25 protein-coding genes are annotated in these 23,457 nt (G+C 71.5%); 14 read left to right on the top strand and 11 right to left on the bottom strand.

All coding sequences use genetic code 11. The annotated features are described in order from the left end of the window. The first annotated feature begins 36 nt into the window (after positions 1-36). The 4 genes from KV097_RS12675 (at position 37) to KV097_RS19785 (ending at position 3,346) form a co-directional block, all read left to right on the top strand. Positions 37-735: a VOC family protein gene (locus KV097_RS12675; protein WP_220366079.1), complete on the top strand. Its 699-nt coding sequence runs from the start codon at positions 37-39 to the stop codon at positions 733-735. 70 nt (positions 736-805) lie between these two features. Then, positions 806-1,888 (top strand): succinyl-diaminopimelate desuccinylase, encoded by a 1,083-nt coding sequence (gene dapE / locus KV097_RS12670; protein WP_220343861.1) that lies wholly within the window; start codon positions 806-808, stop codon positions 1,886-1,888. Continuing rightward, positions 1,885-2,646, top strand: coding sequence for a TIGR00730 family Rossman fold protein (locus KV097_RS12665; RefSeq protein ID WP_220366078.1), 762 nt, complete (start codon positions 1,885-1,887; stop codon positions 2,644-2,646). Before dapE ends, KV097_RS12665 begins: the two co-directional genes overlap by 4 nt. An 85-nt stretch (positions 2,647-2,731) precedes the next feature. Further along, positions 2,732-3,346, top strand: a complete 615-nt coding sequence (locus tag KV097_RS19785) for a TetR/AcrR family transcriptional regulator (RefSeq protein ID WP_220343863.1) — start codon at positions 2,732-2,734, stop codon at positions 3,344-3,346. Between the two features lie 21 nt (positions 3,347-3,367). Here KV097_RS19785 and folP read toward each other — a convergent pair whose 3' ends face one another. Next, positions 3,368-4,231, bottom strand: coding sequence for a dihydropteroate synthase (gene folP, locus KV097_RS12655; RefSeq protein WP_220343864.1), 864 nt, complete (start codon positions 4,229-4,231; stop codon positions 3,368-3,370). A gap of 15 nt (positions 4,232-4,246) precedes the next feature. Here folP and KV097_RS12650 point away from each other — a divergent pair, with 15 nt between their 5' ends. From KV097_RS12650 to KV097_RS12640, 3 genes are read left to right on the top strand one after another with little or no spacing between them, the layout of a single operon-like run. After that, positions 4,247-4,555, top strand: coding sequence for a DivIVA domain-containing protein (locus tag KV097_RS12650; RefSeq protein WP_220343865.1), 309 nt, complete (start codon positions 4,247-4,249; stop codon positions 4,553-4,555). After that, positions 4,548-5,123, top strand: a complete 576-nt coding sequence (locus KV097_RS12645; protein WP_220366077.1) for a DNA-3-methyladenine glycosylase I — start codon at positions 4,548-4,550, stop codon at positions 5,121-5,123. The genes KV097_RS12650 and KV097_RS12645 overlap by 8 nt, the downstream gene beginning before the upstream one ends. 14 nt (positions 5,124-5,137) lie before the next feature. Continuing rightward, positions 5,138-5,971, top strand: coding sequence for a M14 family zinc carboxypeptidase (locus tag KV097_RS12640; RefSeq protein ID WP_220366076.1), 834 nt, complete (start codon positions 5,138-5,140; stop codon positions 5,969-5,971). Positions 5,972-5,980: 9 nt separating this feature from the next. On the opposite strand, the gene KV097_RS12635 is transcribed toward KV097_RS12640, so the two are convergent. Next, a complete protein-coding gene (locus tag KV097_RS12635; RefSeq protein WP_220343868.1) occupies positions 5,981-6,775 on the bottom strand; it encodes an enoyl-CoA hydratase-related protein in 795 nt (264 codons plus the stop codon). Positions 6,776-6,875: 100 nt separating this feature from the next. Between KV097_RS12635 and KV097_RS12630 the strand changes: the two genes are divergently transcribed. Both KV097_RS12630 and KV097_RS12625 read left to right on the top strand, forming a co-directional pair. Continuing rightward, complete coding sequence (locus KV097_RS12630) at positions 6,876-7,037, top strand: DUF3117 domain-containing protein (RefSeq protein ID WP_139087699.1); 162 nt, start codon at positions 6,876-6,878, stop codon at positions 7,035-7,037. Next, complete coding sequence (locus KV097_RS12625; RefSeq protein ID WP_220343869.1) at positions 7,038-7,388, top strand: hypothetical protein; 351 nt, start codon at positions 7,038-7,040, stop codon at positions 7,386-7,388. It abuts the gene before it with no gap. Between the two features lie 82 nt (positions 7,389-7,470). Here the strand turns inward: KV097_RS12625 and KV097_RS12620 are convergent, their stop codons facing one another. Together KV097_RS12620 and KV097_RS12615 are read right to left on the bottom strand one after the other, a co-directional pair. Beyond that, a complete protein-coding gene (locus KV097_RS12620) occupies positions 7,471-9,612 on the bottom strand; it encodes an alpha/beta hydrolase (protein WP_220366075.1) in 2,142 nt (713 codons plus the stop codon). Between the two features lie 90 nt (positions 9,613-9,702). Next, complete coding sequence (locus tag KV097_RS12615; RefSeq protein ID WP_220343871.1) at positions 9,703-10,764, bottom strand: class I SAM-dependent methyltransferase; 1,062 nt, start codon at positions 10,762-10,764, stop codon at positions 9,703-9,705. Between the two features lie 128 nt (positions 10,765-10,892). Here KV097_RS12615 and KV097_RS12610 point away from each other — a divergent pair, with 128 nt between their 5' ends. Continuing rightward, positions 10,893-13,655 carry an AAA family ATPase gene (locus tag KV097_RS12610; protein ID WP_220366074.1) on the top strand — a complete coding sequence of 921 codons (2,763 nt, stop codon included), beginning with the start codon at positions 10,893-10,895 and terminating at the stop codon, positions 13,653-13,655. A gap of 20 nt (positions 13,656-13,675) precedes the next feature. Here KV097_RS12610 and KV097_RS12605 read toward each other — a convergent pair whose 3' ends face one another. Next, positions 13,676-14,284, bottom strand: coding sequence for an O-methyltransferase (locus KV097_RS12605; protein WP_255559593.1), 609 nt, complete (start codon positions 14,282-14,284; stop codon positions 13,676-13,678). Positions 14,285-14,527: 243 nt separating this feature from the next. Here KV097_RS12605 and sigE point away from each other — a divergent pair, with 243 nt between their 5' ends. Both sigE and KV097_RS12595 read left to right on the top strand, forming a co-directional pair. Then, positions 14,528-15,133: an RNA polymerase sigma factor SigE gene (gene sigE / locus KV097_RS12600; RefSeq protein ID WP_220343873.1), complete on the top strand. Its 606-nt coding sequence runs from the start codon at positions 14,528-14,530 to the stop codon at positions 15,131-15,133. Beyond that, positions 15,133-16,419 carry a zf-HC2 domain-containing protein gene (locus KV097_RS12595; protein WP_220366073.1) on the top strand — a complete coding sequence of 429 codons (1,287 nt, stop codon included), beginning with the start codon at positions 15,133-15,135 and terminating at the stop codon, positions 16,417-16,419. Before sigE ends, KV097_RS12595 begins: the two co-directional genes overlap by 1 nt. Positions 16,420-16,458: 39 nt before the next feature. Here the strand turns inward: KV097_RS12595 and KV097_RS12590 are convergent, their stop codons facing one another. The 6 genes from KV097_RS12590 to KV097_RS12565 form a co-directional block, all read right to left on the bottom strand. Next, positions 16,459-16,788 carry a sec-independent translocase gene (locus KV097_RS12590; RefSeq protein ID WP_220343875.1) on the bottom strand — a complete coding sequence of 110 codons (330 nt, stop codon included), beginning with the start codon at positions 16,786-16,788 and terminating at the stop codon, positions 16,459-16,461. Between the two features lie 32 nt (positions 16,789-16,820). Further along, entirely contained in the window at positions 16,821-17,966 is a 1,146-nt protein-coding gene (locus KV097_RS12585; RefSeq protein ID WP_220366072.1) for an Mrp/NBP35 family ATP-binding protein, read from the bottom strand. 28 nt (positions 17,967-17,994) lie between these two features. After that, a complete protein-coding gene (locus KV097_RS12580; RefSeq protein WP_220343877.1) occupies positions 17,995-18,537 on the bottom strand; it encodes a DUF1003 domain-containing protein in 543 nt (180 codons plus the stop codon). Continuing rightward, positions 18,534-19,784 carry a magnesium transporter MgtE N-terminal domain-containing protein gene (locus tag KV097_RS12575; protein WP_301021483.1) on the bottom strand — a complete coding sequence of 417 codons (1,251 nt, stop codon included), beginning with the start codon at positions 19,782-19,784 and terminating at the stop codon, positions 18,534-18,536. Before KV097_RS12575 ends, KV097_RS12580 begins: the two co-directional genes overlap by 4 nt. A gap of 95 nt (positions 19,785-19,879) precedes the next feature. Then, complete coding sequence (locus KV097_RS12570) at positions 19,880-20,641, bottom strand: hypothetical protein (RefSeq protein WP_220366071.1); 762 nt, start codon at positions 20,639-20,641, stop codon at positions 19,880-19,882. Between the two features lie 111 nt (positions 20,642-20,752). Beyond that, positions 20,753-21,304, bottom strand: coding sequence for a hypothetical protein (locus tag KV097_RS12565; RefSeq protein WP_220343879.1), 552 nt, complete (start codon positions 21,302-21,304; stop codon positions 20,753-20,755). 78 nt (positions 21,305-21,382) lie between these two features. Between KV097_RS12565 and KV097_RS12560 the strand changes: the two genes are divergently transcribed. Continuing rightward, a complete protein-coding gene (locus KV097_RS12560) occupies positions 21,383-22,261 on the top strand; it encodes a DMT family transporter (protein ID WP_220346380.1) in 879 nt (292 codons plus the stop codon). A 218-nt stretch (positions 22,262-22,479) separates the two neighbouring features. Further along, positions 22,480-23,448, top strand: a complete 969-nt coding sequence (locus KV097_RS12555) for a CoA ester lyase (protein WP_220343881.1) — start codon at positions 22,480-22,482, stop codon at positions 23,446-23,448. Positions 23,449-23,457 lie beyond the last annotated feature (9 nt).

The following is a 23,457-nucleotide window of genomic DNA, read 5'->3' as shown; positions in this document are numbered from 1 at the left end:
CCGGCTCCAGACGCCCGATTGTCCTAGGGTGCCGACATGTCTCTCGTACGGTTCAAAGACTTCAGCATCGACGCGAACGACGTGCCGGCGGCGAGCGCCTTCTGGGCGGCAGCGCTCGGGCTCACGGCGGAGGCGCTGCCCGACGGCGACGCGGTGCTGCGCGGGCCCACGCCGCAGCACACGGTGTGGATCAACGCGGTGCCCGAACCGAGGACGGTGAAGCAGCGCGTCCACTTCGACGTCCACGGGCGCTCGGTCGCCGAGTACGAGGCGCTCGGCGCGACCAGGCTGCCGGGCTGGGACACCCCGTGGACGGTGATGGGTGACCCCGAGAGCGGCGGCGAGCTGTGCGTCTTCGAACGCGATGACGACTGGTGGTCGGCACACCCGCAGGCGTACCGCCTGTACGAGGTCGGGGTCGACGCGGTCGACCACCCGTCGATGACGGCCTGGTGGGCCGACGTGCTCGGCTCTGACGTGGACGACGAGGGTCGAGGCTTCAGCTGGACGACTCCTCCGGGCGTGCCGTTCGAGTCGCTGGTGTTCCAGAACGTGCCCGAGCCCAAGACCGTCAAGAACCGGATCCACTGGGACGTCACGGGGGGCCCGGACGCCGTCGACGAGCTCGTACGCCGTGGCGCGAGCGTGCTGCGCGGGCCGGCGGAGCAGACCCCGTGGACGGTGATGGCCGACCCGGAGGGCAACGAGTTCTGCGTCTTCGAGGAGGAGGGGTGACGCGCACTCGTCTCCGATCTCCAGGTGGCGGCCCGTGCTCTGGCGCCCGCCACGTGATGGGATGGACGGCATGACCTCGCTCGATCTCCACGCCGACGTCGTGAGCCTGACCGCCGCCCTGGTCGACATCCCCTCAGAGAGCCGTCACGAGGCCGTCATCGCCGACGCGGTCGAGGCCGCACTGAGCGACTGCCGGCACCTGGAGGTGATCCGCGACGGGCAGACGGTCGTCGCCCGCACCGCTCTCGGCCGAGACAGCCGGGTCGTGGTCGCCGGGCACCTCGACACCGTGCCGGTCAACGGCAACCTCCCGTCCGCGCTCGATGGCGGTGACCTGTGGGGCCTGGGCGCGTGCGACATGAAGGGCGGCGTCGCGGTCGCGCTGCGGGCCGCGGCACACATTCCCGAGCCTGTTCGCGACGTCACCTACGTCTTCTACGAGGCCGAGGAGATCGAGGCGTCCGCCAACGGGCTGGGACGGCTCGCCAGGGAGCGCCCCGAGCTGCTCGCCGGCGACTTCGCCATCCTCATGGAGCCCTCGGACGGTGTGATCGAGGCAGGCTGTCAGGGCTCGCTGCGCGTCGACGTCGTCGCCCGCGGGGAGCGCGCCCATGTGGCCCGGTCGTGGATGGGCGTCAACGCGATCCATCGCCTGAAGCCCGCGATGGATCGCCTCGCCGCGGCGCAGGCTCGCACACCGGTCATCGACGGACTCACGTTCCGCGAGGGCCTCAACGCGGTCGGGATCAGCGGAGGTGCGGCGTCGAACGTGGTGCCCGACGAGGCGAGGATCGCCGTCAGCTACCGCTTCGCCCCTGATCGTACGGAGGACGAAGCGCTGGACTATCTCCAAGGACTGTTCGACGGGTACGAGGTCGTCGTCACCGACTCGGCGCCGGCCGCGTCGCCGGGGCTGGACCGACCCGCCGCGGCGGCGTTCGTCGAGGCGATGGGCGTGGAGGTCAACCCGAAGTTCGGCTGGACCGATGTCGCGGAGTTCGCCCGCTTGGGCGTGCCCGCGGTCAACTTCGGGCCCGGTGACCCGCTGCTCGCCCACAAGAAGGACGAGCGCGTCCCGGTGACACAGCTCCGGTCGGTCGAGGAACGGCTGCACGGATGGTTGCGCGGTGCCGGCGAGGGGCAGCCCGGATGAGCGACGACCAGCGCGCCGACGACCAGCGGGTCGAGGAGCGCGCCGAGGACGAGCGGGTCAAGGGTCCCGTCCTCCTTCGGCGCGACCGGATCGAGTCGACGACGACCGACCAGCGGTTGCTGGACTCCCCTGAGCGGTCCGACTGGGTGCACACCGATCCTTGGCGCGTCCTGCGTATCCAGGCTGAGTTCGTCGAGGGGTTCGGTGCACTGGCCGAGCTCGGGCCCGCGGTCAGCATCTTCGGCTCCGCCCGGACCTCGCGCGACGCCGCCGACTACGCCGCCGCCCGCGAGCTCGGACGCCGGCTGGCCGACGCGGGCATCGGCGTCATCACGGGGGGCGGCCCAGGGATCATGGAGGCCGCCAACCGAGGCGCGTGCGAGCGCGGAGGAGTCTCGGCCGGCCTCGGCATCGAGCTGCCGTTCGAGGAGAAGATGAACGCCTGGGTCGACCTGGGGGTCAACTTCCGATACTTCTTCGCGCGCAAGACGATGTTCGTCAAGTACGCGCAGGGTTTCGTGGTCTTCCCCGGCGGGTTCGGCACCTTCGACGAGCTCTTCGAGGCCCTGACGCTCGCGCAGACGCGAAAGGTGACGCAGTTCCCCGTCGTCCTGTACGGCACGGCGTACTGGGCCGGCCTCCTGGCCTGGCTGCGCGACTCCGTCCTGGAGTACGGAGCGATCTCCGCCGACGACGTGGACCGGCTCGTCCTCACCGACGACATCGACGAGATCGTCGCGCAGTTCGTCTCCTCCTGAACCACCGTCGCAAGGGCGTGCCGTGCGGACCGGGCCGCGCTCGTGCGGCACAATCGGACGGACACGGTCGACGGACGGAGTGCGGGTGCGGGTCTCCTCGGAACAGCGGCGCGAACAGCTCATCGAGGCTGCGCTGGCCGTCGCCAAGCGCGAGGGCGTCGGCGCGGTGAGCACGCGCACGGTCGCCGCCGAGGCAGGGGCCACCCCCGGGATCGTGCACTACGTGTTCTCCTCCATGGAGGAGCTGCTCCGGGCGATGATCTCCCGGCTGGCCGACCAGTACGTCGCCTCGGTCAGCGACGTCGTCGTCTCGGGCGAGGACGACGTGACCGCGCTGCTCGAGGAGACCTTCGCCCACATGTGGTCGTCGGTCGAGGGTGACCCGAAGGCGCATCTGCTGACGTTCGAGGTGGCGGCCCACGCGCTGCGCAACGCCGGCTTCACCGACCTCGCGCAGTGGCAGTACGAGACCTACCGGACGACGGCCCGCGAGGTCCTCCTGCGGATCGCGGCTGCCGCCGGCATCGAGTGGTCGGTTCCGGTGGACCTGCTGTCACGCATGCTCGTGGTGGTCAACGACGGTGTGGTGCTCGCGTGGCTGGTCGACGGCGACAGCGCCAAGGCACGAGACGTCTATGCGGCATTCCTCCAGCAGATCGCCGCGATGGCCGAGCCGGTCGGCGCCTCCAGCTCCGGGTGAGCGGCCGGCGCGAGCCGCCGATCAGGCCAGCCCGCGCCGCGACACCGCAGGCTGTCGTACGCCCCTGATCGACGCGACCATGTCCAGGCACTGACGGGTGGCTGCGACGTCGTGGGCGCGGAAGACGCGCACCCCCGCGGCCGCAGACCAGGCCGTGGCCGCCAAGGTGCCCGCGAGCCGTTCGTCGCGTTCGAGGTCGAGGGTCTCGCCGACGAAGTCCTTGCGGGAGAGAGCGACCATCACCGGCCAGCCGGTCGCGACCAGCTCTCCGATGCGACGGGTGAGGAGCAGCGAGTGCCGGGTGTTCTTGCCGAAGTCGTGGGTCGGGTCGAGGAGCACCGACTCCGGCGCCACCCCGGCCGCCACCGCACGCCCGGCCAGCTCGGTCGTGCTCGCGACGACGTCGGCGACCACGTCGTCGTACGCGGGGCGGAACGGGTCCGTACGCGGGGGCAGGCCGCCGGTGTGGCTGCAGACGAGACCGGCGCCGTGCTGCGCGGCGACCTCGGCGAGCTCGGGGTCGTGTCCGGCCCACGTGTCGTTGATCAGGTCGGCACCGAGGGCGCACAGGCGGTCGGCGACCTCGCTGCGCCAGGTGTCGACGCTGATCACCAGCTCCGGGTACGCCTCGCGCGCGGCCCGGACGAAGTCCTCCGTACGCCGCAGCTCCTCCGTGGCGTCGACCGTGTCGCCGTAGCCGGCCTTGACACCGCCGACGTCGACGATGTCGGCCCCCTCCGCGACCACCACGCCGAGGTAGGCGAGCGCGTCGTCGAGGTCGTAGGTGCGGCCCCCGTCGTAGAAGGAGTCCGGCGTGCGGTTCACGATCGCCATCACCGCGTGGTCCCCGGGCGCGATCACCCGTCCGCGCAGTCGGAGGTCCATGGCACGATCGTAGGCGTGATCTGGATCGGAGTCGTGGTCGGAGCCGTCCTCGTCGGTGCGGTGGTGACGGTCGTCGCCGGACGGACCGGGGACCTCGCACCGCTGCCGTCCTCGCGTCGTGACGTCCTCGTGCCGGCCGACCGTACGCTCTCGGCCGACGACCTGCAGGCGGTGCGCTTCAGCTGGGCCTGGCGGGGCTACGCGCGCGACGAGGTCGATTCGCTGATGGCGCGGCTCGAGAAGGAGGCCCGCGCGCGCGACGAGAGCACACCGTCGTCGCCCGTGGAGCCGTCGGTGACGCCCCGGGACGACGCCGATGGGTGACGCGGTCGTCGGGTCGGACGGAGTCACGCGCTGCGCGTGGGCGGAGTCGTCGGACGAGATGCGGGCCTACCACGACACGGAGTGGGGCCGTCCCGTCCGCGACGAGCGAGGCTTGTTCGAGCGACTGACGCTGGAAGCGTTCCAGTCCGGCCTCTCGTGGGCCATCGTGCTCCGCAAGCGGCCGCGGTTCCGCGAGGTCTTCGCAGGTTTCGACGCCGAGGTCGTGGCGGCCTACGACACAGCGCGGGTCGCCGCGCTCCTCAGCGATGTCGGCATCATCCGCAACCGCGCCAAGGTGGAGGCGACGATCGCCAACGCCCGGGCCATCCGGGCGCTGGACGGTGGTTTCGCCGACCTGGTCTGGTCGTTCGCCCCCGAGCCGCGTCCGCGCCCGCTCTCGATGACCGACGTCCCGGCGGTGACCCCGGAGTCCACCGCCCTGGCCGCTGGCCTCAAGCGGAAGGGGTTCAGGTTCGTCGGCCCGACCACGGCGTACGCGATGATGCAGGCGGTCGGCATGGTCGACGACCACCTCGCCGGCTGCCAGGTGCGCACCGACCCGGTCTGAGCGAGGATCGGCTCATGCGGACAGCAACGCGTGGCGCCCTCGCCGGCAGTGCCGTGGGCGCTGTCGCGCTGGCTCTCGTGGTCCCGTCGGCGGCCGAGGCGTCCGCCACGCGGTCGGTGCAGCAGGTCGTGCCGGACAGCACGGCTCCGTCGAGGGTCGTGGTGCCGGCACGCAGCCTCGCCGAGCCTCGTCCTGCGGTCGTCGAGCGGGTGGTGATCGGCCGCTCCCGCAGGGGCCGCCCGATCCTCGCGTTCCGGCTCGGTGACCCCGACGCGACCCGGTCGGCGGTCGTCATCGCGGCGATGCACGGCAACGAGCGCAAGCCCCAGACAATCCTCCGCACCCTTCGCGACGGTCGTCCGATCACCGGCCTCGACCTGTGGGTCGTCCCGAGTGCCAACCCCGACGGGGTCGCCCGCAAGGCGCGACGCAATGCCCGTGGCGTCGACCTCAACCGCAACTTCCCAAGGCGCTGGAAGCGGTCCAGGCGCGGCGTCACCTGGTCGGGCCCGAGCGCGGCCTCCGAGCCGGAGACGCGCGCCATGATGCGGTTCCTCCGCCGGGTCGCCCCCGATCAGGTCGTCTCGTTCCACCAGCCTCTGTACGGGATCGACACCAGCGGGACCGGCAACCGCCCGCTCGCGCGGCGGCTCGCGAAGCACCTCAAGCTCCCCAGGAGGTCATTCTCCTGCGGGTCGGGCTGCTACGGGACGATGTCGCAGTGGTTCAACCACCGGCTCGACGGCCAGCTCGTCACGGTCGAGCTCGGGCGCAGTCCGTCGCGTGCCTACCTGACCCGGACCGCGCCCACCGGCCTCCTCAAGGCGCTCGGCGGCACGCGGTCCTGACGCCGCGGCTCAGCGGCCCACGAACGTGGGCTGCTCCTTGGCGAGGAAAGCCTTGACCGCGGTGCCGTGGTCCTCCGACGCACCGGTCAACGCCATCAACCGGGCCTCGTTGGTGAGCGACTCGGGCAAGGAGTGGGTGGCGGAGAACGCGAGCGCGCGCTTGAGGGAGGCGTACGCGAGCGTGGGGCCTGTGGCGAGGCGCTGGGCGAGGTCGGCGACCGCCTCGGAGAAGGCGTCGTCGGGCACGACCTGCGTCGCGAGACCGAGCGCCAGAGCCTCCTCGGCACGGACCGTACGGGGCAGCAGGAGCAGCTCGGTGGCCTTCGGGAGGCCGACGAGCCGTTGCAGCGTCCACGACGCCCCGGTGTCCGCCGACAGCGCGATGCCGGCGAACGCGAGGTTGAACCCCGCGGACTCGGCGACGATCCGGAAGTCCGCGGCGAAGGCGATCGAGGCGCCCGCGCCGGCGGCGATCCCGTTGACGGCGGCGATCACCGGCTTGGGCATCGTGGTGATCGCGAGCACCATCGGGTTGAAGTGCTCCTCGACGGTGTTGCTGAGCTGGCCGCCCTCGCTCATCTTCGCGACGTGCTCCTTCAGGTCCTGACCGGCGCTGAAGGCCCGCCCCGAGCCCGTCAGAACCACGCACCGGACGGCTTCGTCGGCCGCCGCGGCGTGCAGGGAGTCACGGAACGCGACCTTGGTCAGATCGTCGAAGGAGTTGAGCACGTCGGGGCGCGACAGCGTGATCGTGGCGACGCCGTCGGCGACCTCGTAGGCGACGGCGGGGTGGGGTTCTGTCATGGCGTCAGTCTGCCGCATTCACTCCCGGCGGGGACGTGGGCGATAATGGACGCATTCAAGGTGCACGCGCCCGCGCTGCGCACGGAGGAGAGGGGAACGCATGGCGGCCATGAAGCCTCGGACCGGAGACGGTCCGCTGGAGGTCACCAAGGAAGGACGCTGCATCGTGATGCGGGTCCCGCTCGAGGGTGGAGGACGACTCGTCGTCGAGCTGACGAACGACGAGGCATCCAACCTGGGTGACGCCCTCAAGGCAGTCTGAGTGGGCTCCCAGCCCGGACTGACCGTCCGCTGGTCGTTGCGTGACGCCCCCGACGGCGCGCTGGACCAGCTGAGGGCCTATGTCCGGGACACCTCCTACGACCGGTTCTCCGGCATGGACGGACTGGCGTTCAAGACCTGGCGTGCTCGTGAGGGCGCGTGGTTCGAGGGCGTGTACGTGTTCGTCGACGACGCTGCTCGTGCTGCCTTCCAGGAGTCGTTCGCCGCCACCGCGGCCTCGGCACCCGGATCGCAGATCGTCGGGAGCGCGCCGGAGCTGATCGAGGAGTGCGAGGTCGTCGCGATCGCGGAAGGCGCTGCGGGCTTCAGGCCCACCCCGTCCTTCGCCTGATCGGTCGAGGTGCCCGCCGCAGGCCACCGACGTCGCCCTGGGCGGCGCCGTGGGTCTGCGGCGGGAACCTCGTACGCGTTGCTCAGAGGAGGTCGGCCAGGTGGCCCGCCGCCCGTTCGGCGCCGTCGCTCTCCACGGGCGGACCCGACGGTCGGCGCCGTGCCTCGGCGACCAGCGTCGACGTGAGCTGGTCCGGGTCGCACGCCTGCTCGTACGCCAGTCGCCGGCCCGCGGCGTACTGCGCGAGCCGGTGCGTCACGTGGACGTTCTGCTCGAAGTGGTGGCGCAGCGGCACGAAGACGAACGGCACGCGTTGTGCCGTCAGCTCCATGCAGGTGGTCAGCCCGCCCTGGACGAGCGCCACGTCGGCCGCCCCGAGGTGCCGGTGAAGGTCCGGCACGAAGCCCCGCACGTCCACGCCACGGAGGCGAGGGAGCGTACGAGGGTCGATCCGGGGTCCGGTCACCACGAGGAACCGTAGGCGCGGCTCCTCGCGACGGATCCGCGGGACCGCGTCGAGCACCCGACGCAGCAGGTGGTGCCCCACCGCAGAGCCCCCGACGGTGACGACGCAGAGCAGCTCGTCGGCCTCGAGGCCGAGCTCGGTGCGGACGGCGGCCCGTCCGATCGGGCCCACCGGCTCGAACCCGGTGACGTAGCCCGTGAAGGCGAAGTGCGCCTCGGTCCACTCCCGGATGCCGGGCAGACCCGGACCGAAGGGCTCCGTGATCACGTCGGCAGGGTTGCCGACGAAGAGCGACCGGTCACGCACACGTTCGAGCCGAGCACGCTGCTCGAGCATCTCGGCGTTGTAGTCGGCGGTCAGCGCCGCCTCCTCCGCGCCGCCGTCGGGCAGCGGGACCCAGCCTACGAAGTCGGTCAGCCACGCATACGCGAACCGCTTGAGCTGAGGGTTCTCGTGAAGGAAGTGGTCGACGTCCCACGCCTCGTCGCCGACTACGAGATCGTACGGTTCCTCGCTCACCACGTCGTCGAAGACGCCGAAGTTCGCCACCAGGATCTCGTCCATCCGACGGATCGCCTGGAAGGCGTGCAGGTCGTGCTCGCCGGCCTCGTCCTCGACGTGGGCGCACTCGCTCGCGAGAAGGGACGATGCCGGGTGGACGCGCTCGCCGGCGCGCTCCAGGACGCCGGTGGCCGGGGACTGGGTGAGCCAGTCGACGTGGAGGTCGGGGTGGCGCTCGCGCAGTGCGTCGGCGATCGCGAGGTCGCGTCGCACGTGACCGAGGCCGATCGGCGAGGTCAGGAAGAGCGCCCGCCGTCGGCGCCCTCGCGGCGGGGTCCACCTCCGCCGCACAGCCGGCTCCTCAGAAGGCCAGAGCCGACCGAGGAACTCGCCGATGGCCCGGTTGACGGCGACCGGTTCACGCGTGTGGGGGGCGTGCCCGCCGCCGGACACGGCGAACAGTGATGCCCCCGTCCTCTCGGCGAGCGCCTCCGCCTCGGCGAAGGGGCGGATGTGATCGTCCTCGCCGTGGATGACGAGAGCCGGGAGGTCGACCTGCGTGATGCTCTGCGTGAACTCGGGACGACGGCACACCGTCCGCGCGAGCTCGGTGTCGACGAGACGCTCGGGCCCGATGTCGTGTCCCCAGGCCACACAGTCCTCGATCTTCTTGGTCGAGTGCGGCTCGGTGTACATCTGCCCGAAGAAGAACCTGAGGAAGGCGTCGTAGTCGCCGTGGAGCCAGTTGTCGCGGCTGAAGGACGCCCACCCCGGCGGTGCCGGGCCGTCGCGCGGGTCGGCGAGGAACGCGTGCTGCTCCCGCTCCGGATGACCCGGCACCAGACCGAGTGCGGAGCCGATTGCGATGATCCCGGCCACCTGCTCCGGTGCTTCGCACGCCAGCGCGAACGACCAGGCCACGCCGCAGGAGAACCCGGCCACCGCCACGGCCTCGGTCACCGTCGGGTCGCGGCGTGTGCGGTCCAGCACCGCCAGGGCGTCGGCCACGAACTCGCCGTCGGCGTACGGCTCCGGCCCCACCGGACGGTCGGAGCCGCCGGAGCCACGGCCGTCGAAGGTCACCACCCGGAATCGACGTGCCAGGTACGGCACCTGCGCCTTCCACGAGCGCGACGGGATGATCGACCAGGTCGGCATCAGCAGGACGGTGTGCGGAGCGTCGCCGAACACCTCGTACGCGATGCGCACCCCGTCGCGCACCACGACGCCGTCGCTGTCGGGTTCCCTCGCGCGCATCGTCCCTCCGTCGGTGGGCCGTCGCCCCCAGTCTGCGCCCGCAGGTGGGTGCGACGGCCCTCGGTTGTCGTCCCCGTGGGTGCGCAGACGTCACTTCCGGACGGCGAGCACCCTGTTGAACGGCGTCTCCGCCACCGAGTCGAAGCCCGTGAAGCCGGCGGCGGCGGTGATCTCGCGGATCTTCGCCGGACCCGCCTGGGTGCCGATCGCCAGCCCGACGTCCTGGGACAGCGAGGCGGGCGTGCACAGCAGCGTCGAGAACCCGTAGTAGGCGCGACCGACAGGCGTCAGGTTGTCCTCGACCCGGTCGCCGGCCATCGGCTCGACGATCATCCAGACGCCGTCGTCGGCCAGCATGTGGTGCACGTGCCGAGCGGCACCGACCGGGTCGCCCATGTCGTGCAGCGCGTCGAACGTCGTGACGACGTCGTACGCCTCGTCACCGAGGTGCTGGGCCGACGTCACCTCGAAGGTCGCCCGGTCGGACACCCCTGCGGCCGCGGCCCGCTGACGGGCGACGTCGATCGAGGCCGCGTGGTAGTCCGAGCCCACGAACGTGGAGCTGGGGTAACCCTCGGCCATCAGGATCGTGGAGGCGCCGTGACCGCAGCCGATGTCGGCGACGCGGGCGCCCTCCCGGAGCTTGTCCGCCACACCCGCGGCGGGAAGCCACGCATCGACGAGGTAGGCCAGGTAGCTGGGCCTGAAGAACCGTTCGCAGCCGTCGTGCACGTCACCGTTGTGCTCGTGCCAGCCGACCCCCGCGTCGTCCCGCGCCGCCTCGACGACGCGCTGGGAGTCGGCCACCGTGCCGAGCGCGATCTGGAAGAGACCGGGCAGGAAGGCCGGACTCGACTCGTCGGTGAGCGCGACGGCGTGCTCTGCCGGGAGCACATACCGCCCGGTGTCGGGCTCGTAGCGGACGAAGGAGCCTGCCGCCTGGGCATTGAGCCACTCGCGCGCGTACGGGAGAGCCGTACCGGTCCGCTCGGCGAGCTCCGCAGGCGTGAGCGCGCCACCGTCGGCCAGCGCCCGGTAGTAGCCGAGCTTGTCGCCCAGGACCACGAGCGCCGCGTTGAGCGTCGCACCGACCTCGTCCACGGCTCGGAAGACGAAGGACATCAGGACGTCCTCGTCGATCTGTGCAGTCATGTCACCCTCCTCGGTGATCCGTCGATGCCCGCGACGCTAGGGATCGGGGGCGTGTCGCCGCATCCGGTGACCCCCCTGGTTCGTCAATCCCGCGGCTGTAAGCCCCCCGGGTGACTAGCCTCGGGAGCATGCTCGTCGGACGAGCGCGTGAGTGCGCCGCGATCGGCGCGCTGGTGGCGCGAGCACGCGGCGGTGCCAGCGGTGCTGTCGTCGTCGTGGGCGAGGCCGGGATCGGCAAGTCCACCCTGCTCCTGCAGGCCAGGGAAGCAGCCGGTTCCGACGTCCAGGTCCTCGCGACGGCAGGAGCCGAGCCCGAGCGCGACCTGCCGTTCGCCGGGCTCGCGCAGCTCCTGCGGCCGCTGCTCGGCCACCTCGGCGCCTTGCCGGCCGTGCAGGCGGACGCGCTCGCGCAGGCGCTCGCCCTCCGTCCGGGAGGTACGGGGGAGGCGCCCGCTCGCGCCGGGGAGCGTTTCGTGATCTCCGCGGCGACGCTCGGGCTGATCAGCCGGGCAGCCGAGGAACGCCCCCTCCTTCTGCTCGTCGACGACCTCCATCACCTCGACCGCCCCTCCGTCGACGCGATCCTCTTCACCGCCCGACGGCTCCTCACCGACGCGGTCGCGGTGGTGCTCGCGACGCGACCGGGTGCTGCCGTCGGTGAGCTTGTGGCCGACCTCGACCGTCTCGAGGTTGCTGGACTCAGCCGCGAGGAGTGCGACGCGCTCGTCGTATCCCGCGGGCTCTCGGCCACGCAGGCCGAGCGCCTGCACGCCGTGAGCGAGGGCAATCCGCTCGCTGCCCTCGAGATGGTGCGTACGCCAGACCTGCTGGCGCGGGATCTCGGCGAGATCCCGGTGCCCCGACTCATCGAGGAGGCGTTCACCGGCCGTCTCGGCAGCCTGCCGCCCCTCGCACGCACCGCACTCACCGTCGCGGCGCTGGCGGGCGACGTCGACCTCACGACGCTGGGCCGGGCGTGCGCTACGGCCGGGAGCGACCTCGCGCACCTCGCCGATGCCGAGCAGGCGGAGCTGGTCGACCTGGGGCTCGACCGTGTCCGGTTCCGGCACCCGCTCATGCAGGCGTCGCTGGTGCAGGCCACGGCGCCACCTTTGCGGCGGCAGCTGCACCGGATCATCGCCGACGCGCTCCCCACCGGCGACCTCGACCGGCGGGCGCAGCACCTCTCGGCGGCGACGATCGGCCCCGACGGAGAGGCGGCCGCGGTGCTCGACGCGGCGACCGCGTCCGCGGCACGGCGTCGCGCATACGCGGTGGCGTCGCAGTGGGGCGAGCGGGCAGCGCACGCGAGCGAGGACCCGGAGGAGCGCACCCGGCGACTCGCGCTCGCCGGCGAGCACGCCTGGCTCGGGGGCCTGGCCGACCGCGCCCTGGAGATCTTCGGGGAGGCGGTCGCGGGTGCTCCCACAGGGCCGGCCCGTCGACGCGCGCTGGCGCTGCGGGGGGTGGTGGGTGCGCGGTGCGGCTCGTTGGTCGAGGCGCGCGACCTCCTCCTGGAGGCGTCGGGTCCGGTCGCCGCCGACGACCCCGACCTCGCGGTGGTGCTGCTGGCGGAGGCGGTGTATCTGTGCGTGTACCTCTGTGACGGCGCCGGAGCGCGCACGGTCGTCGCCCGGCTCGACGCGCTGCGGGAGACGGCCACCGCACCCCGCAGCCGGCTGCTCGGCGACCTCGCCGCGGGCATCGGGCGGCTGATGACCGGTGACGGCGAGGCGGGCGCCACCCAGATGCGCCGTGCCGTGGCCGCGGCGGGAACGGGAGATCTGATCGACGATCCCCGGTGGCGGGGGTGGCTGCTGCTCCCGCCGATCTGGCTGCGCGACTCCGGCGACTCGCGGGCCCTGGTCGACGCGGTGGTCCTCGACGCACGTGAGCGCGCGGCGCTGGGGACGCTGCCATTCCTGCTCTTCCACGCCGCGCGCGACGATGCGACGACGGACCGGTGGACGTCGGCGGAGGGGGCCTACCGCGAGGCCATCGCGCTGGCCCGCGAATCCGGCCAGCGCACCGACGAGGCGATCTCCCGCGCCGGACTCGCGTGGCTGCTCGCGCGTCGCGGGTGCGAGGACGAGATGCGGGCCGAGTCACAGGAGGCGGAGCGTCAGTGCGTGCGGAGCAGACTCAACTTCGGCAGGGCCTGGCTCCGCTTCGCGGCGGGCGACCTGGCGGCCGGCCTCGGCCGGTACGAGGAGGCGGTCGAGCACTTTCGTGCGCAGCAGTCGCTCGTACGCCGCTTCCGCGTCGTCGACGCCGACCTGTCTCCGGCGCCCGAGCTGGTGGAGTGCCTCGTCCGTGTCGGTGACCTGGACGGTGCCCGTGCTGAGGCGTCCGCGTTCGCCCTGCTCGCCGACACCAAGGGTCAGCCGTGGTCACGAGCCCGCGCGCACCGGGCCCTGGCGCTCGTCGGCGTGACGCCGGACGCTCGGTTCGCTGCCGCTCTCGTGGAGCACGCCCACAGCCCGGACGCGTACGAGCGGGCGCGCACCCAGCTCGCGTTCGGGGCACACCTGCGCCGCACACGGCGGCGCAGCGAGGCGCGTGAGCACCTCAGGGAGGCGCTCACCACGTTCGACCGCCTGGCCGCCGCCCCGTGGGCCGCGCAGGCCTCCGCGGAGCTCGCCGCGACCGGTGAGCGGGTGCAGCGGCGCGCGCCGGGGGCGGAGCAGCCCCTGACCCCGCAGGAGCTGCAGGTGGCCCGTCTCCTCGGCGAGGGACGGACGACACGAGAGGCAGCGGCGGCACTCTTCCTGAGTCCGAAGACGGTGGAGTACCACCTGCGGCACGCCTACATCAAGCTCGGGATCTCCTCGCGTGCGGAGCTGGCTGCGAGGCTGAGCGAGGATGCCGAGCTCCGCGCCCCGGCAGGGTGAGCGGCGGCTGGTCGGGAGATCTAGCTCCGGACCTGGGCCACGAGCAGGCCGTCCCCGACGGGGAGCAGCGCCGGCATGAACCGGTCGTCGTCGAGCAGCGAACGGCCGATCTCGCGGACCGCGACGGTGTCCTCGTCGCGTCGCGCCGGGTCGGCCACCCGGTCGTGCCACAGCGCGTTGTCGAACGCGAGGACGCCGCCGGGACGCAACAGGCGCACCGCCTCCTCGACGAAGAGGGGGTAGTCGCGCTTGTCGGCATCGACGAACACCAGGTCGTACCCGCCGTCGGCCAGGCGGGGAAGCACCTCCAGCGCGGAGCCGGAGATGAGACGGAACCGGTTGGAGGCGATCCCGGCTTCGGTCAGGGTCGTGCGCGCGAGCCGCTGGTGCTCGGCCTCCCGGTCCACGGAGGTCAGGACGCCGTCCGGGCGCATGCCGCGCAGCAGCCACAGGCTGGAGACACCCGTACCCGTCCCGACCTCGACGACCGCGCCAGCGTTCGCGACCCCCGCCAGCAGACGCAGTGCCGCGCCGCCACCCGGGCCGATGGGCACCACGCCGACCTCGTCCGCCCGGGCACGGCCGTTCTGCAGCGGCTCGTCCTCGACGACGAACTCCTCGGCGTACAACCAGCTCTGCGGCGTGATCGCGGTGGCGATGACGAACTCCTCTCACAGGCCGGGAATCCCGGCACCTGGGCCACAGCCTAAGGCATGGGAGAGGGGTCGCCGCGGACGTCAGCACGCGCCTCGCCGGTGCCGTGAAAGCTCGTGCGACTCGGCATCATGGGGAACGTCCAGGTCCGTCTCATCGTTGTCTCAGTTTGTTGGTAGACGATAGTTGTCCGACCAACACAGGAGGTCGTCAGACAGATGGGCACGACCACGCAGGACGCCGGCACGCAGACCCACGACCAGAACGGGGTCGGTACCTGGGAGGAGATCGTGGAGCAGCACTCCGCGCGCGTCTTCCGGCTCGCCTACCGGCTGACGGGCAACCAGCACGACGCCGAGGACCTCACCCAGGAGGTCTTCATCCGTGTGTTCCGCTCGCTCGACTCCTTCAAGCCCGGCTCGTTCGAAGGATGGATCCACCGGATCACCACCAACCTCTTTCTCGACCGCGTCCGCCGGAAGTCGAAGTTTCGGTTCGACCGGTTCGGCGAGGGCGCCGAGGAGAGGCTGACCGCCACCGACCCGTCGCCGGAGAGGGCCTGGTCCGACGCGAGCCTCGACGCGGACGTCGAGACTGCGCTCGCCTCGCTGCCGGAGGAGTTCCGCGTCGCCGTGGTCCTGTGCGACATCGAGGGTCTGTCCTACGAAGAGATCGCCGACGTCCTCGGCGTCAAGCTCGGGACGGTCCGCTCGCGGATCCACCGCGGGCGCAAGCAGCTCCGTACGGCGCTGGAGCACCGTGCCCCGTCCGGAGCGCGTACACGGTTCGCAGGCCCTCTCGACCCGGCGGTGGCACCCCGCTGATGGCACACCTGGGAGATCGCGTCGCTGCGTACGTCGACGGACAGCTGCCCGTCGACGAGGCCGCGCGCGCGGACGCTCATCTGGCGGCCTGTGACGAGTGCTTCGAGGCCGTCCTGGCCCAGCGTGCCCTCAAGCGGCGCATGACCGGCCTGTGCACGCCTCCGTCCCCCTCCTCGACGTTCCTCTCGGCCCTCTCCGACCCAGCGCGGCTCGCTGCCGCCGCTCCGCCGTCGCGGCTGCACCTGATCTTCGACCACGTCGTGGTCCGTGTCGGCATCGCGGCCACCGGGGCCTCGGCGGTGCTCGCCGGCATCGCCTACGCGGTGGGCGCACCCGCCACCCCGGCCGACACCGTGGCTCCGCCCGTCGAGCAGTTCGTAGCCCAGTTCCGCGGCGAGGCCGACCCGATCCAGCAGAGCGTCGGCGCCGTGGGCGGCTCTCCGAGCGACGTGGCGCTGGTGGTCGCGCCCGGCCACGCCGTCGTGCCCACCCGGAGCGACTCGACGGAGGCCGTGTCGCTCCTCGAGGAGGCCCTCGGCTCGTCGGTGAGCGTGCGGCTGCTCGCCAACCGCTACGATCTCTCCGTCATCCGTTCGAGGCCAGGCAGGTCGGAGGTCATCGCCGCCGACGACGGCCGCCGTGTCGCCGCATACGTGATCGAGGACGCCGACGGACGTCTGCGCCAGGTCGTGCGATACGCCCAGCAGGAGATCGCCGATCCCGTCTTCCGCGCTGTCCGGCCGGTGCCGCGGACCGAGGGCATCCCGGTGCACGAGGCATCCGCTCCGCTCCAGGAGACCGGACGCGTCGCCGCAGACGACCTCGCCACCGAGCACGGGGTGCAGATCGACACCGCCACGATCGACCGCCTTGCCATGACCGGCTGGCCGTGTCACGACCGCCTCGGGCGGTCCCTCGAGCGGGTCGGCGCCCGCTGGGTCGACCTCTCCGGGGACAAGGGCATCGCCCTGACCTACACCGACGGCCGGTCCACGGTGACCGTCTACGAGCAGAACGGCGCCCTCGACCGCGACGCGGTGTCGGGCTTCGCGCGCCACGACGTGGGCGACGCGGAGGTCTGGGTGCGGGAGGGGACACCGACGGTCGCCACCTGGGACTACGACGGCATCGTGTTCACCGTCGTCACCGACGCGCCCGCCTCGCGCCTGCGCGACGTGATCGCCGACCTCCCCCAGCAGCCGCACCGCAACGGGATGCTGGACCGGGTCCGTACGGGGTTGGAGCGACTGACTGCCTGGACGACGCCCGGCTCCCGCGACGCCTGAGAGACTCAGGCCCCGCCAGCGGCGCACAGCCCGCAGGCCCTAGGTCGCGTCGACGTCGAACGGAGCCGGCTCGCCGGGCTCGAGGGGGCGGGACGTCGCTCGGGAGGAGGGGTTGGACGTCGGATCGTCGTCGTCCAGCGTGCCCTTCATCATCTCGCGCGGGTCGAGGCCCCGGATGTCGTCTCGCAGCGAGGTGAAGTCGTCGCCCATCTCTCGCTGGAGGTCGGCCTTGGCGTTGTCGGCCATCTGCCGGACCGTGCGGACGAGGCGGCCGAGCTGCCGTGCGAACTCCGGCAGGCGCTCAGGTCCGAAGACGAGGACCGCGACGATCACGATCACCGCCATCTCCGCCACGCCGACGTCGAACATGCGCGAAGCCTAGCCGCAGGCCGGCGGAGACGTCAGCGGCCGGTCGGGGAGAGCCCGAGCTGCATCCCGGCGAGTCCGCGGGAGCGCCCGGACAGCGTCGAGGCGACCTGCTTGAGCACCTTGGCCGCAGGGCTGTCGGGTGCCTCCTCCACGATGGCCACGCCGGTGTCTCCGCTGATGCGCATCTGCTGGTCGAGCGGGATCTGTCCGAGGAGCGGGACGTCGTAGCCGAACCGGGCGCTCAGCGTCGCGGCGACGGTCGCGCCTCCACCCGAGCCGAAGATTTCCATCCGGTCGCCGTTGGGCAGCTCGAGCCACGACATGTTCTCGATCACGCCGACCACGCGCTGGTGCATCATCGACGCCATGGTCCCCGCACGCTCGGCGACCGAGGCAGCGGCGTCCTGCGGCGTGGTGACCACCACGACCTCCGCGTTGGGGAGGTGCTGGCCGAGGCTGATCGCCATGTCCCCGGTGCCCGGCGGGAGGTCGAGCAGCAGCGCGTCGAGGTCGCCCCAGTAGACGTCGGAGAGCATCTGCACGAGCGCACGGTCGAGCATGGGGCCGCGCCAGGCGACGACCTGGTCCTTGCGCGGCTTGAGCATGCCGATGCTCATGACCTGCATGCCGCGGACCGGCACCGGCATGATCATGTCCTCGACCTGGGTCGGGCGGGCGTCGCCGACACCGAGCATGTCCGGGATCGAGTGGCCGTAGATGTCGGCGTCGACGATGCCGACCTTGAGACCCTGAGCGGCGAGGGCTGCGGCGAGGTTGACGGTGACCGACGACTTGCCCACACCGCCCTTGCCGGACGCGATCGCGTACACCTTCGTGAGGGACCCGGCGGCGGCGAACGGGATCTCCCGCTGCGTCTGCCCACCGCGCAGCACCTCTTGGAGGTTCTTGCGCTGGTCCTCGTTCATGACACCCATGTCGACGCGGACGTCGGTGACGCCGGGCACCTTCGTCACCGCGGCGGTGATGTCGCGGTTCAGCGTGTCCTTGAGTGGGCAGCCGGCGACGGTGAGGAGGAGCCTGACGGTGACGGAGCCTCCGTCGATGTCGACGCCCTCCACCATGCCGATCTCGGTGATCGGACGACGGATCTCGGGATCGTTGACGGTCGACAGCGCCTGGTTGACGGCGTCGGGGTTCACCAGGGTCTCAGCGGGCATGTCATCGATGCTACGTGCGCCCTGGCAATCACAGGGGCGTCGGGTCGGGCTGACCGTCTGCCGCCTCGTCCGGCGACGACCTGACCCGGTCCTCGATGTCGTCGACCAGCCCTCGCAGCTCCGAGCGCAGGAAGTCTCGGGTGGCCACCTCGCCGAGCGCCAGACGGAGGCTCGCGACCTCCCGGGCGAGGAACTGCGTGTCCTCGTGCGACCGGGCCGACTGCTCCCGGTCCTGCTCCTGGGTGACCCTGTCACGGGCCTCCTGACGGTTCTGCGCGAGCAGGATCAGGGGAGCGGCGTACGAGGCCTGCAGCGACAGGATCAGGGTCAAGAAGATGAAGGGGAACGGGTCGAAGCGCAAGGAGTCCGGGCTCAGGCTGTTCCAGAGCAGCCAGGCCGCCACGAACACCGTCATCCACGCGATGAAGGTCGCCGTCCCCATGAACCGCGCGAACCCCTCGGCGAACCGGCCGAAGGTCTCCGCGTCCACCCGGCGGCGCCGGCTGCGGCTCCAGCGGTTGGGGTCGCGGGGCTGGTCGAGCCGCACTCGGCGGTCGTCGCGGTCGCTCATAGCGCTCCCTCCGGCTCCTGGTCGCGCCAGCCCTCCGGCAGCAGCTCGTCGAGGACGTCGTCGACCGTGATGGCCCCCACCAGGTGGTGGGAGTCGTCGACGACGGGGCAGGCGACGAGGTTGTACGCCGCGAGGATACGAGCCACCTCGTGCAGCGACGTGTCGGGCCGCGGCCAGTCGATGTCGTTCACCGCGATCGCACCGACCAGCGACGAGGGCGGCTCGCGCAGCAGGTGCTGGAAGTGCACCACCCCGAAGAAACGTCCCGTCGGCGTCTCGAGCGGCGGCCGCGCCACGTAGACCAGCGCGGCCAGCGAGGGCGACATCTCGGGCTCCCGGATGCGGGCGAGGGCCTCGGCCAGGGTGGCGTCCGGCGGGAGGATGACCGCGTCGGAGGTCATCAGGCCACCCGCCGTGCCCTCCTCGTAGTCCATCAGCCGGCGGACGTCCTCGGCGTCCTCGGGCTCCATCAGCGCGAGCAGCGCCTCCGCGGTGTCCATCGGCAGCGTGGCGATGACGTCGGCCGCGTCGTCGGGAGACATCTCCTCCAAGACGTCGGCCGCGCGCTCGGGGTGGAGGCGGCCGAGGATCTCGACCTGGGCGATCTCGGGCATCTCCTCGAGCACGTCGGCGAGCCGCTCGTCGTCGAGCTCGGCCGCGATCTGCGTCCGCCGCAGGACCGGCAGCTCCCGCAGCGCGTTGGCGAGGTCGGCCGGGCGCATCTCGTCCATGGTCGCGAGGAGGTGGGTGGCGCCCTGCGAGGGCTGCTCGCCGGCGAGATCGGCGACGTCGCCCCAGTCGACGACGACGCCGTGGCCACGCCGTCCGAAGCGGGCGCTGCGGCTGCGCACGGCGACGTCGGAGAGATACCAGTCCTTGGTGCGGTCCTGCTCCATCGCGACGTCGTAGACCACGACCCCGTCGAGGTTCTGAGACGGCACCCGCACCTTGCGGTCGAAGAGCTCACCGAACACGAGCGTCTCGGTCTGGCGCTGCTCGAAGCGGCGCAGGTTGAGGACGCCCGTGGTGATGATCTGGCCGCCCTCGAGCGACGTCACCCGTGTCATCGGGAGGAAGACGCGCCGACGACCGAGCACCTCGATCACCAACCCCAGCACCCGGGGGAGGCGGCCTGCGCTGCGCTGCGTGACGACGACGTCGCGCAGCTTGCCCACCTGGTCCCCAGCGGGGTCGAAGACAGAGTGCCCGGCCAGCCTGGCGAGAAAGATCCGGCTCGTCGAGGTCACGGGGGTCAGCCTAGCGGCGTCCGGGCAGGAGGCCGGACGTACGACGCCCCGCCACCGCGGCGCGGTGACGGGGCGTCGGAGGCCTGAGTGTCAGGTCAGAGCTTGATGGTGCCGCGGCTGTAACCACCCTGGACGGTCTTGGTTGCGGGGATCTTGAGGCGGTACTTGGCGCGCTTGGACGAGTAGAAGGTGAAGCCGGCCTTGCCCTTGCGGTTGAGGCGCAGCGCCTTCTTCTTCTTCCACTTGCCCTTCTTGACCTGGACGACGACCTTCTTGCCGCGGTACGGCTTCCAGCCGGTCGGGCTGTAGTAGCGGACCCCGACCTTCACCTTCTTCTTCGAGCCGGTGCTCTTGATGGAGATGACGTTGCGGTACTTGAGGTTGCCCTCGATCGCCGACTTGATCGTGAAGCCACGGCCGGCGACGCTGGCGTCGGTGAACCAGCGGATGTTGTTGTTGCCGTCGTTCCACTGGACGCGGACGTTGGCGACGCGGAACGCGCCACGGCCCCAGCCGTTCTTGAACGTGAAACCGGAGGTCGTCGACTGGTAGGTGTTGCTGACGTAGGCGAGCTGCTGGTTGGCCAGCAGACGCGTCGAGCCACGGTAGATGTCGCCGTACACGGTCACGCGGCCGTACTGGCCGAGCGACCCGACCTGACGCATGTCGGTGGCGGTCTGCATGTACTTCGTGCTGTAGCTCATGTAGGGGCCGGACGAGGACGCCACGCGGATCGACGTCACGTCGATCGGCGAGGTCGCTGCGGCGGCGGGGGCGGCGGACGCGAACGCGAGGCCGGAGAACGCGAGCGCGCCCCCTGCCACGACGACGGCGGCACGCTTGAGGAGCGAATTCACGGAGGGAGCCTTCCTGGGCGGACGAGGGGTGCGACAGGAACATAACTCATGGGAAGTCCACCCGTCGGGGCTTCGGCCATGGTGGTGGCTTCAACTATTTTGCGCCCCGACTCAGGCCTCGGAAGACCCCGAGAGGCGAGGGGCGCGACGCTGGCGGTGCAGGGCGAAGGGGCGGCTGCGGACCGTACGCGCCGGCGACTCCAGCGGCTGCTCGCGCTGCGCCCTGTCGTCGAGGTGCCCGGGGGAGGACAACAGCTCCATCGGGCGGAGGCGTACGACGACGCACTCGCGCGCCCACCGGGCCACGGCCTCGTCAGCCTCGAACAGGTTGAGGCGGTCCGCAGCGAGCACCGCCGTGACCTCCTCCCACTCGGGGTGGTCGGGACTGATCTCCTCGACGGACGCGCTGACCCTCGCGACCTGCGCCCGGGTCGACTTCGCGCGCAGGTCGAGGACGACCTCGCGCTCGTCCCGGATCCCTGGCAGCGGCTGCTCGTCCCCGCCGGCGACGACGCAGACGGCGTCCTCGTGCCAGACGTGCCAGACCGGGTGCCAGGCGTCGGCGTACACGATCCAGAGCAGGCCCGACTTCTTCGCCACCTCGGCCACGAAGGCCCGGCGGAACAGCGCGTCGAAGTCGCCTGCCGGCTCGCTGGGGTCCATGCCCGACAGCATAGGACGGGATCGTCTGCGCGGCGGCCGCGTCGGCGGTACGGCGGCCGCGCCACGCATACTGCGCAGGTGACCGTCATCCTCGCCGCCGTGGCCGTGCTCGGCGTCTCGCTGTCCGGACCCCTGATGGCGGGGACGCAGGCGCCCGCGCTCGCCATCGCGTTCTGGCGCAACGCCCTCGCCGAGGCGGTCCTGATCCCGGTCGCCGCAACCCGCAACCGACGCGAGCTGAGGGCGCTGACAGCGGTCGACGTCCGTACCTGCCTGTTCGCCGGAGCCGCGCTCGCCGCGCACTTCGCGACGTGGATCAGCGCGCTCAAGCTCACCTCCGTCGCGGCCGCGACGGCGCTGGTCTCGATGCAGGTCGGTTGGATCGCGCTGATCGACCGGCTCCGGGGCAGACACGTCCGGCTCGGTGTCGCCGCCGGGTTGGCCGTGTCGTTCTCCGGCGTGCTCGTCATCACCGGTGTCGACCTCAGCCTGTCGCGCGAGGCCGTGCTGGGGGACGGGCTGGCGCTGCTCGGGGGCCTGAGCGCGGCGATCTACACCGTCGCGGGGGCCCGGGCGCGGGAGACGCTGTCGACGACGTCGTACACGGTGCTCTGCTACGGCGCGTGCGCGCTGATCCTGCTGGTGGCCTGTCTGGTCTGGCGGGTGCCGCTGGTCGGGTTCGAGACCACGGCCTGGCTGGGCATCCTCGCGGTGACGGTGACCGCCCAGCTGCTCGGGCACTCGGTGATCAACCACCTGCTCGCGGTGATGAGCCCGATGGTCGTCTCGCTGGTGCTCCTGCTCGAGGTCCCGGGGGCGGCGCTGCTCGCCACCGCGATGCTCGGGCAGGCGCCGGGCCTGGGGGTCTACGTCGGTCTGGCCCTGATCATCGTCGGGCTCGCCGTCGTCGTGACGCGGCGCCCACCGCGCCGTACCGAGGTGCCCGACGCCGACTGACCCGCACCCCCCGCGCCCCGCGCCCATCGCCCCCATCCCATCCGCGCGATTCGGTGAGGAGATCGGGGTTCTGGCCCGAGCGGAGTCGATCTCCTCACCGAATCGCGGCGGGGAGGCGGATGAGAAGCGGGTCACACTGACGCGGCTGTTACTAGTCGTTAACAGTGCTCGTCGGTACAGTCAGCCCTGATCCCGTCCCCGCAGCACCGAGGTGACCCGTGTCTGTCGAAAACAAGGCCTTGCGTTCGCGGCGCTCCTGTCTCGCCGTCCCCGGCTCCAACCCGCGCTTCCTGGAGAAGGCCAAGGGTCTGCCCGCCGACCAGGTCTTCCTCGACATCGAGGACGCGGTGGCCCCGCTCGCCAAGCCCGACGCACGCAAGAACATCGTGGCCGCGCTCAACGAGGGCGGCTGGGGTGACAAGGTCCGGGTGGTCCGCGTCAACGACTGGACGACGCAGTGGACCTACCGTGACGTGATCGAGGTCGTCGAGGGCGCCGGCGCCAACCTCGACTGCATCATGCTGCCGAAGGTCCAGACCGCCGAGCAGGTGGTCGCGCTCGACATCCTGCTGACGCAGATCGAGACCACGATGGGCTTCGAGGTCGGCCGCATCGGCATCGAGGCGCAGATCGAGAACGCCCTGGGCCTCACCAACGTCAACGCGATCGCCGCGGCCTCGCCGCGCGTCGAGACGATCATCTTCGGCCCCGCCGACTTCATGGCCAGCATCAACATGAAGTCGCTCGTCGTGGGCGAGCAGCCCCCGGGCTACGACGTCGGTGACGCCTACCACCACATCCTCATGAGCATCCTCATGGCGGCGCGGGCGTACGACAAGCAGGCCATCGACGGCCCCTACCTCCAGATCCGCGACACCGAGGGCTACCGCCGCGTCGCCTCGCGGTCGGCCGCGCTCGGTTTCGACGGCAAGTGGGTCCTGCACCCCGGCCAGGTCGACGTCGCCAACGAGGTCTACAGCCCTCGCCAGGAGGACTACGACCACGCCGAGAACATCCTCGACGCGTACGACTGGTTCACCTCCGAGGCCGGCGGCAAGAAGGGCTCGGCCATGCTCGGCGACGAGATGATCGACGAGGCCTCCCGCAAGATGGCGCTCGTGATCTCGGCCAAGGGACGCGCGGCCGGCATGCAGCGCACCACGACCTGGCAGCCGCCGACCGACTGAGGTCGTCGC

Origin of the sequence: Mumia sp. zg.B17 (assembly GCF_019550915.1) — a bacterium.
Lineage (GTDB): Bacteria > Actinomycetota > Actinomycetes > Propionibacteriales > Nocardioidaceae > Mumia.
This window is presented reverse-complemented; position numbering and strand designations above follow the sequence as displayed.

Bases quoted from the DNA above. Each gene is read 5' to 3' on its own strand.
- KV097_RS12585 (WP_220366072.1), bottom strand. From the start codon at position 17,966: ATGCCCGCTGAGACCCTGGTGAACCCCGACGCCGTCAACCAGGCGCTG.
- KV097_RS12580 (WP_220343877.1), bottom strand. From the start codon at position 18,537: ATGAGCGACCGCGACGACCGCCGAGTGCGGCTCGACCAGCCCCGCGAC.
- KV097_RS12565 (WP_220343879.1), bottom strand. From the start codon at position 21,304: ATGGACCCCAGCGAGCCGGCAGGCGACTTCGACGCGCTGTTCCGCCGG.
- KV097_RS12620 (WP_220366075.1), bottom strand. From the start codon at position 9,612: ATGCGCGCGAGGGAACCCGACAGCGACGGCGTCGTGGTGCGCGACGGG.
- KV097_RS12630 (WP_139087699.1), top strand. From the start codon at position 6,876: ATGGCGGCCATGAAGCCTCGGACCGGAGACGGTCCGCTGGAGGTCACC.
- KV097_RS12640 (WP_220366076.1), top strand. From the start codon at position 5,138: ATGCGGACAGCAACGCGTGGCGCCCTCGCCGGCAGTGCCGTGGGCGCT.
- dapE (WP_220343861.1), top strand. From the start codon at position 806: ATGACCTCGCTCGATCTCCACGCCGACGTCGTGAGCCTGACCGCCGCC.
- KV097_RS12645 (WP_220366077.1), top strand. From the start codon at position 4,548: ATGGGTGACGCGGTCGTCGGGTCGGACGGAGTCACGCGCTGCGCGTGG.
- KV097_RS12665 (WP_220366078.1), top strand. From the start codon at position 1,885: ATGAGCGACGACCAGCGCGCCGACGACCAGCGGGTCGAGGAGCGCGCC.
- KV097_RS12615 (WP_220343871.1), bottom strand. From the start codon at position 10,764: ATGACTGCACAGATCGACGAGGACGTCCTGATGTCCTTCGTCTTCCGA.
- KV097_RS12590 (WP_220343875.1), bottom strand. From the start codon at position 16,788: ATGTTCGACGTCGGCGTGGCGGAGATGGCGGTGATCGTGATCGTCGCG.
- sigE (WP_220343873.1), top strand. From the start codon at position 14,528: ATGGGCACGACCACGCAGGACGCCGGCACGCAGACCCACGACCAGAAC.
- KV097_RS12635 (WP_220343868.1), bottom strand. From the start codon at position 6,775: ATGACAGAACCCCACCCCGCCGTCGCCTACGAGGTCGCCGACGGCGTC.
- KV097_RS12610 (WP_220366074.1), top strand. From the start codon at position 10,893: ATGCTCGTCGGACGAGCGCGTGAGTGCGCCGCGATCGGCGCGCTGGTG.
- KV097_RS12595 (WP_220366073.1), top strand. From the start codon at position 15,133: ATGGCACACCTGGGAGATCGCGTCGCTGCGTACGTCGACGGACAGCTG.
- folP (WP_220343864.1), bottom strand. From the start codon at position 4,231: ATGGACCTCCGACTGCGCGGACGGGTGATCGCGCCCGGGGACCACGCG.
- KV097_RS12675 (WP_220366079.1), top strand. From the start codon at position 37: ATGTCTCTCGTACGGTTCAAAGACTTCAGCATCGACGCGAACGACGTG.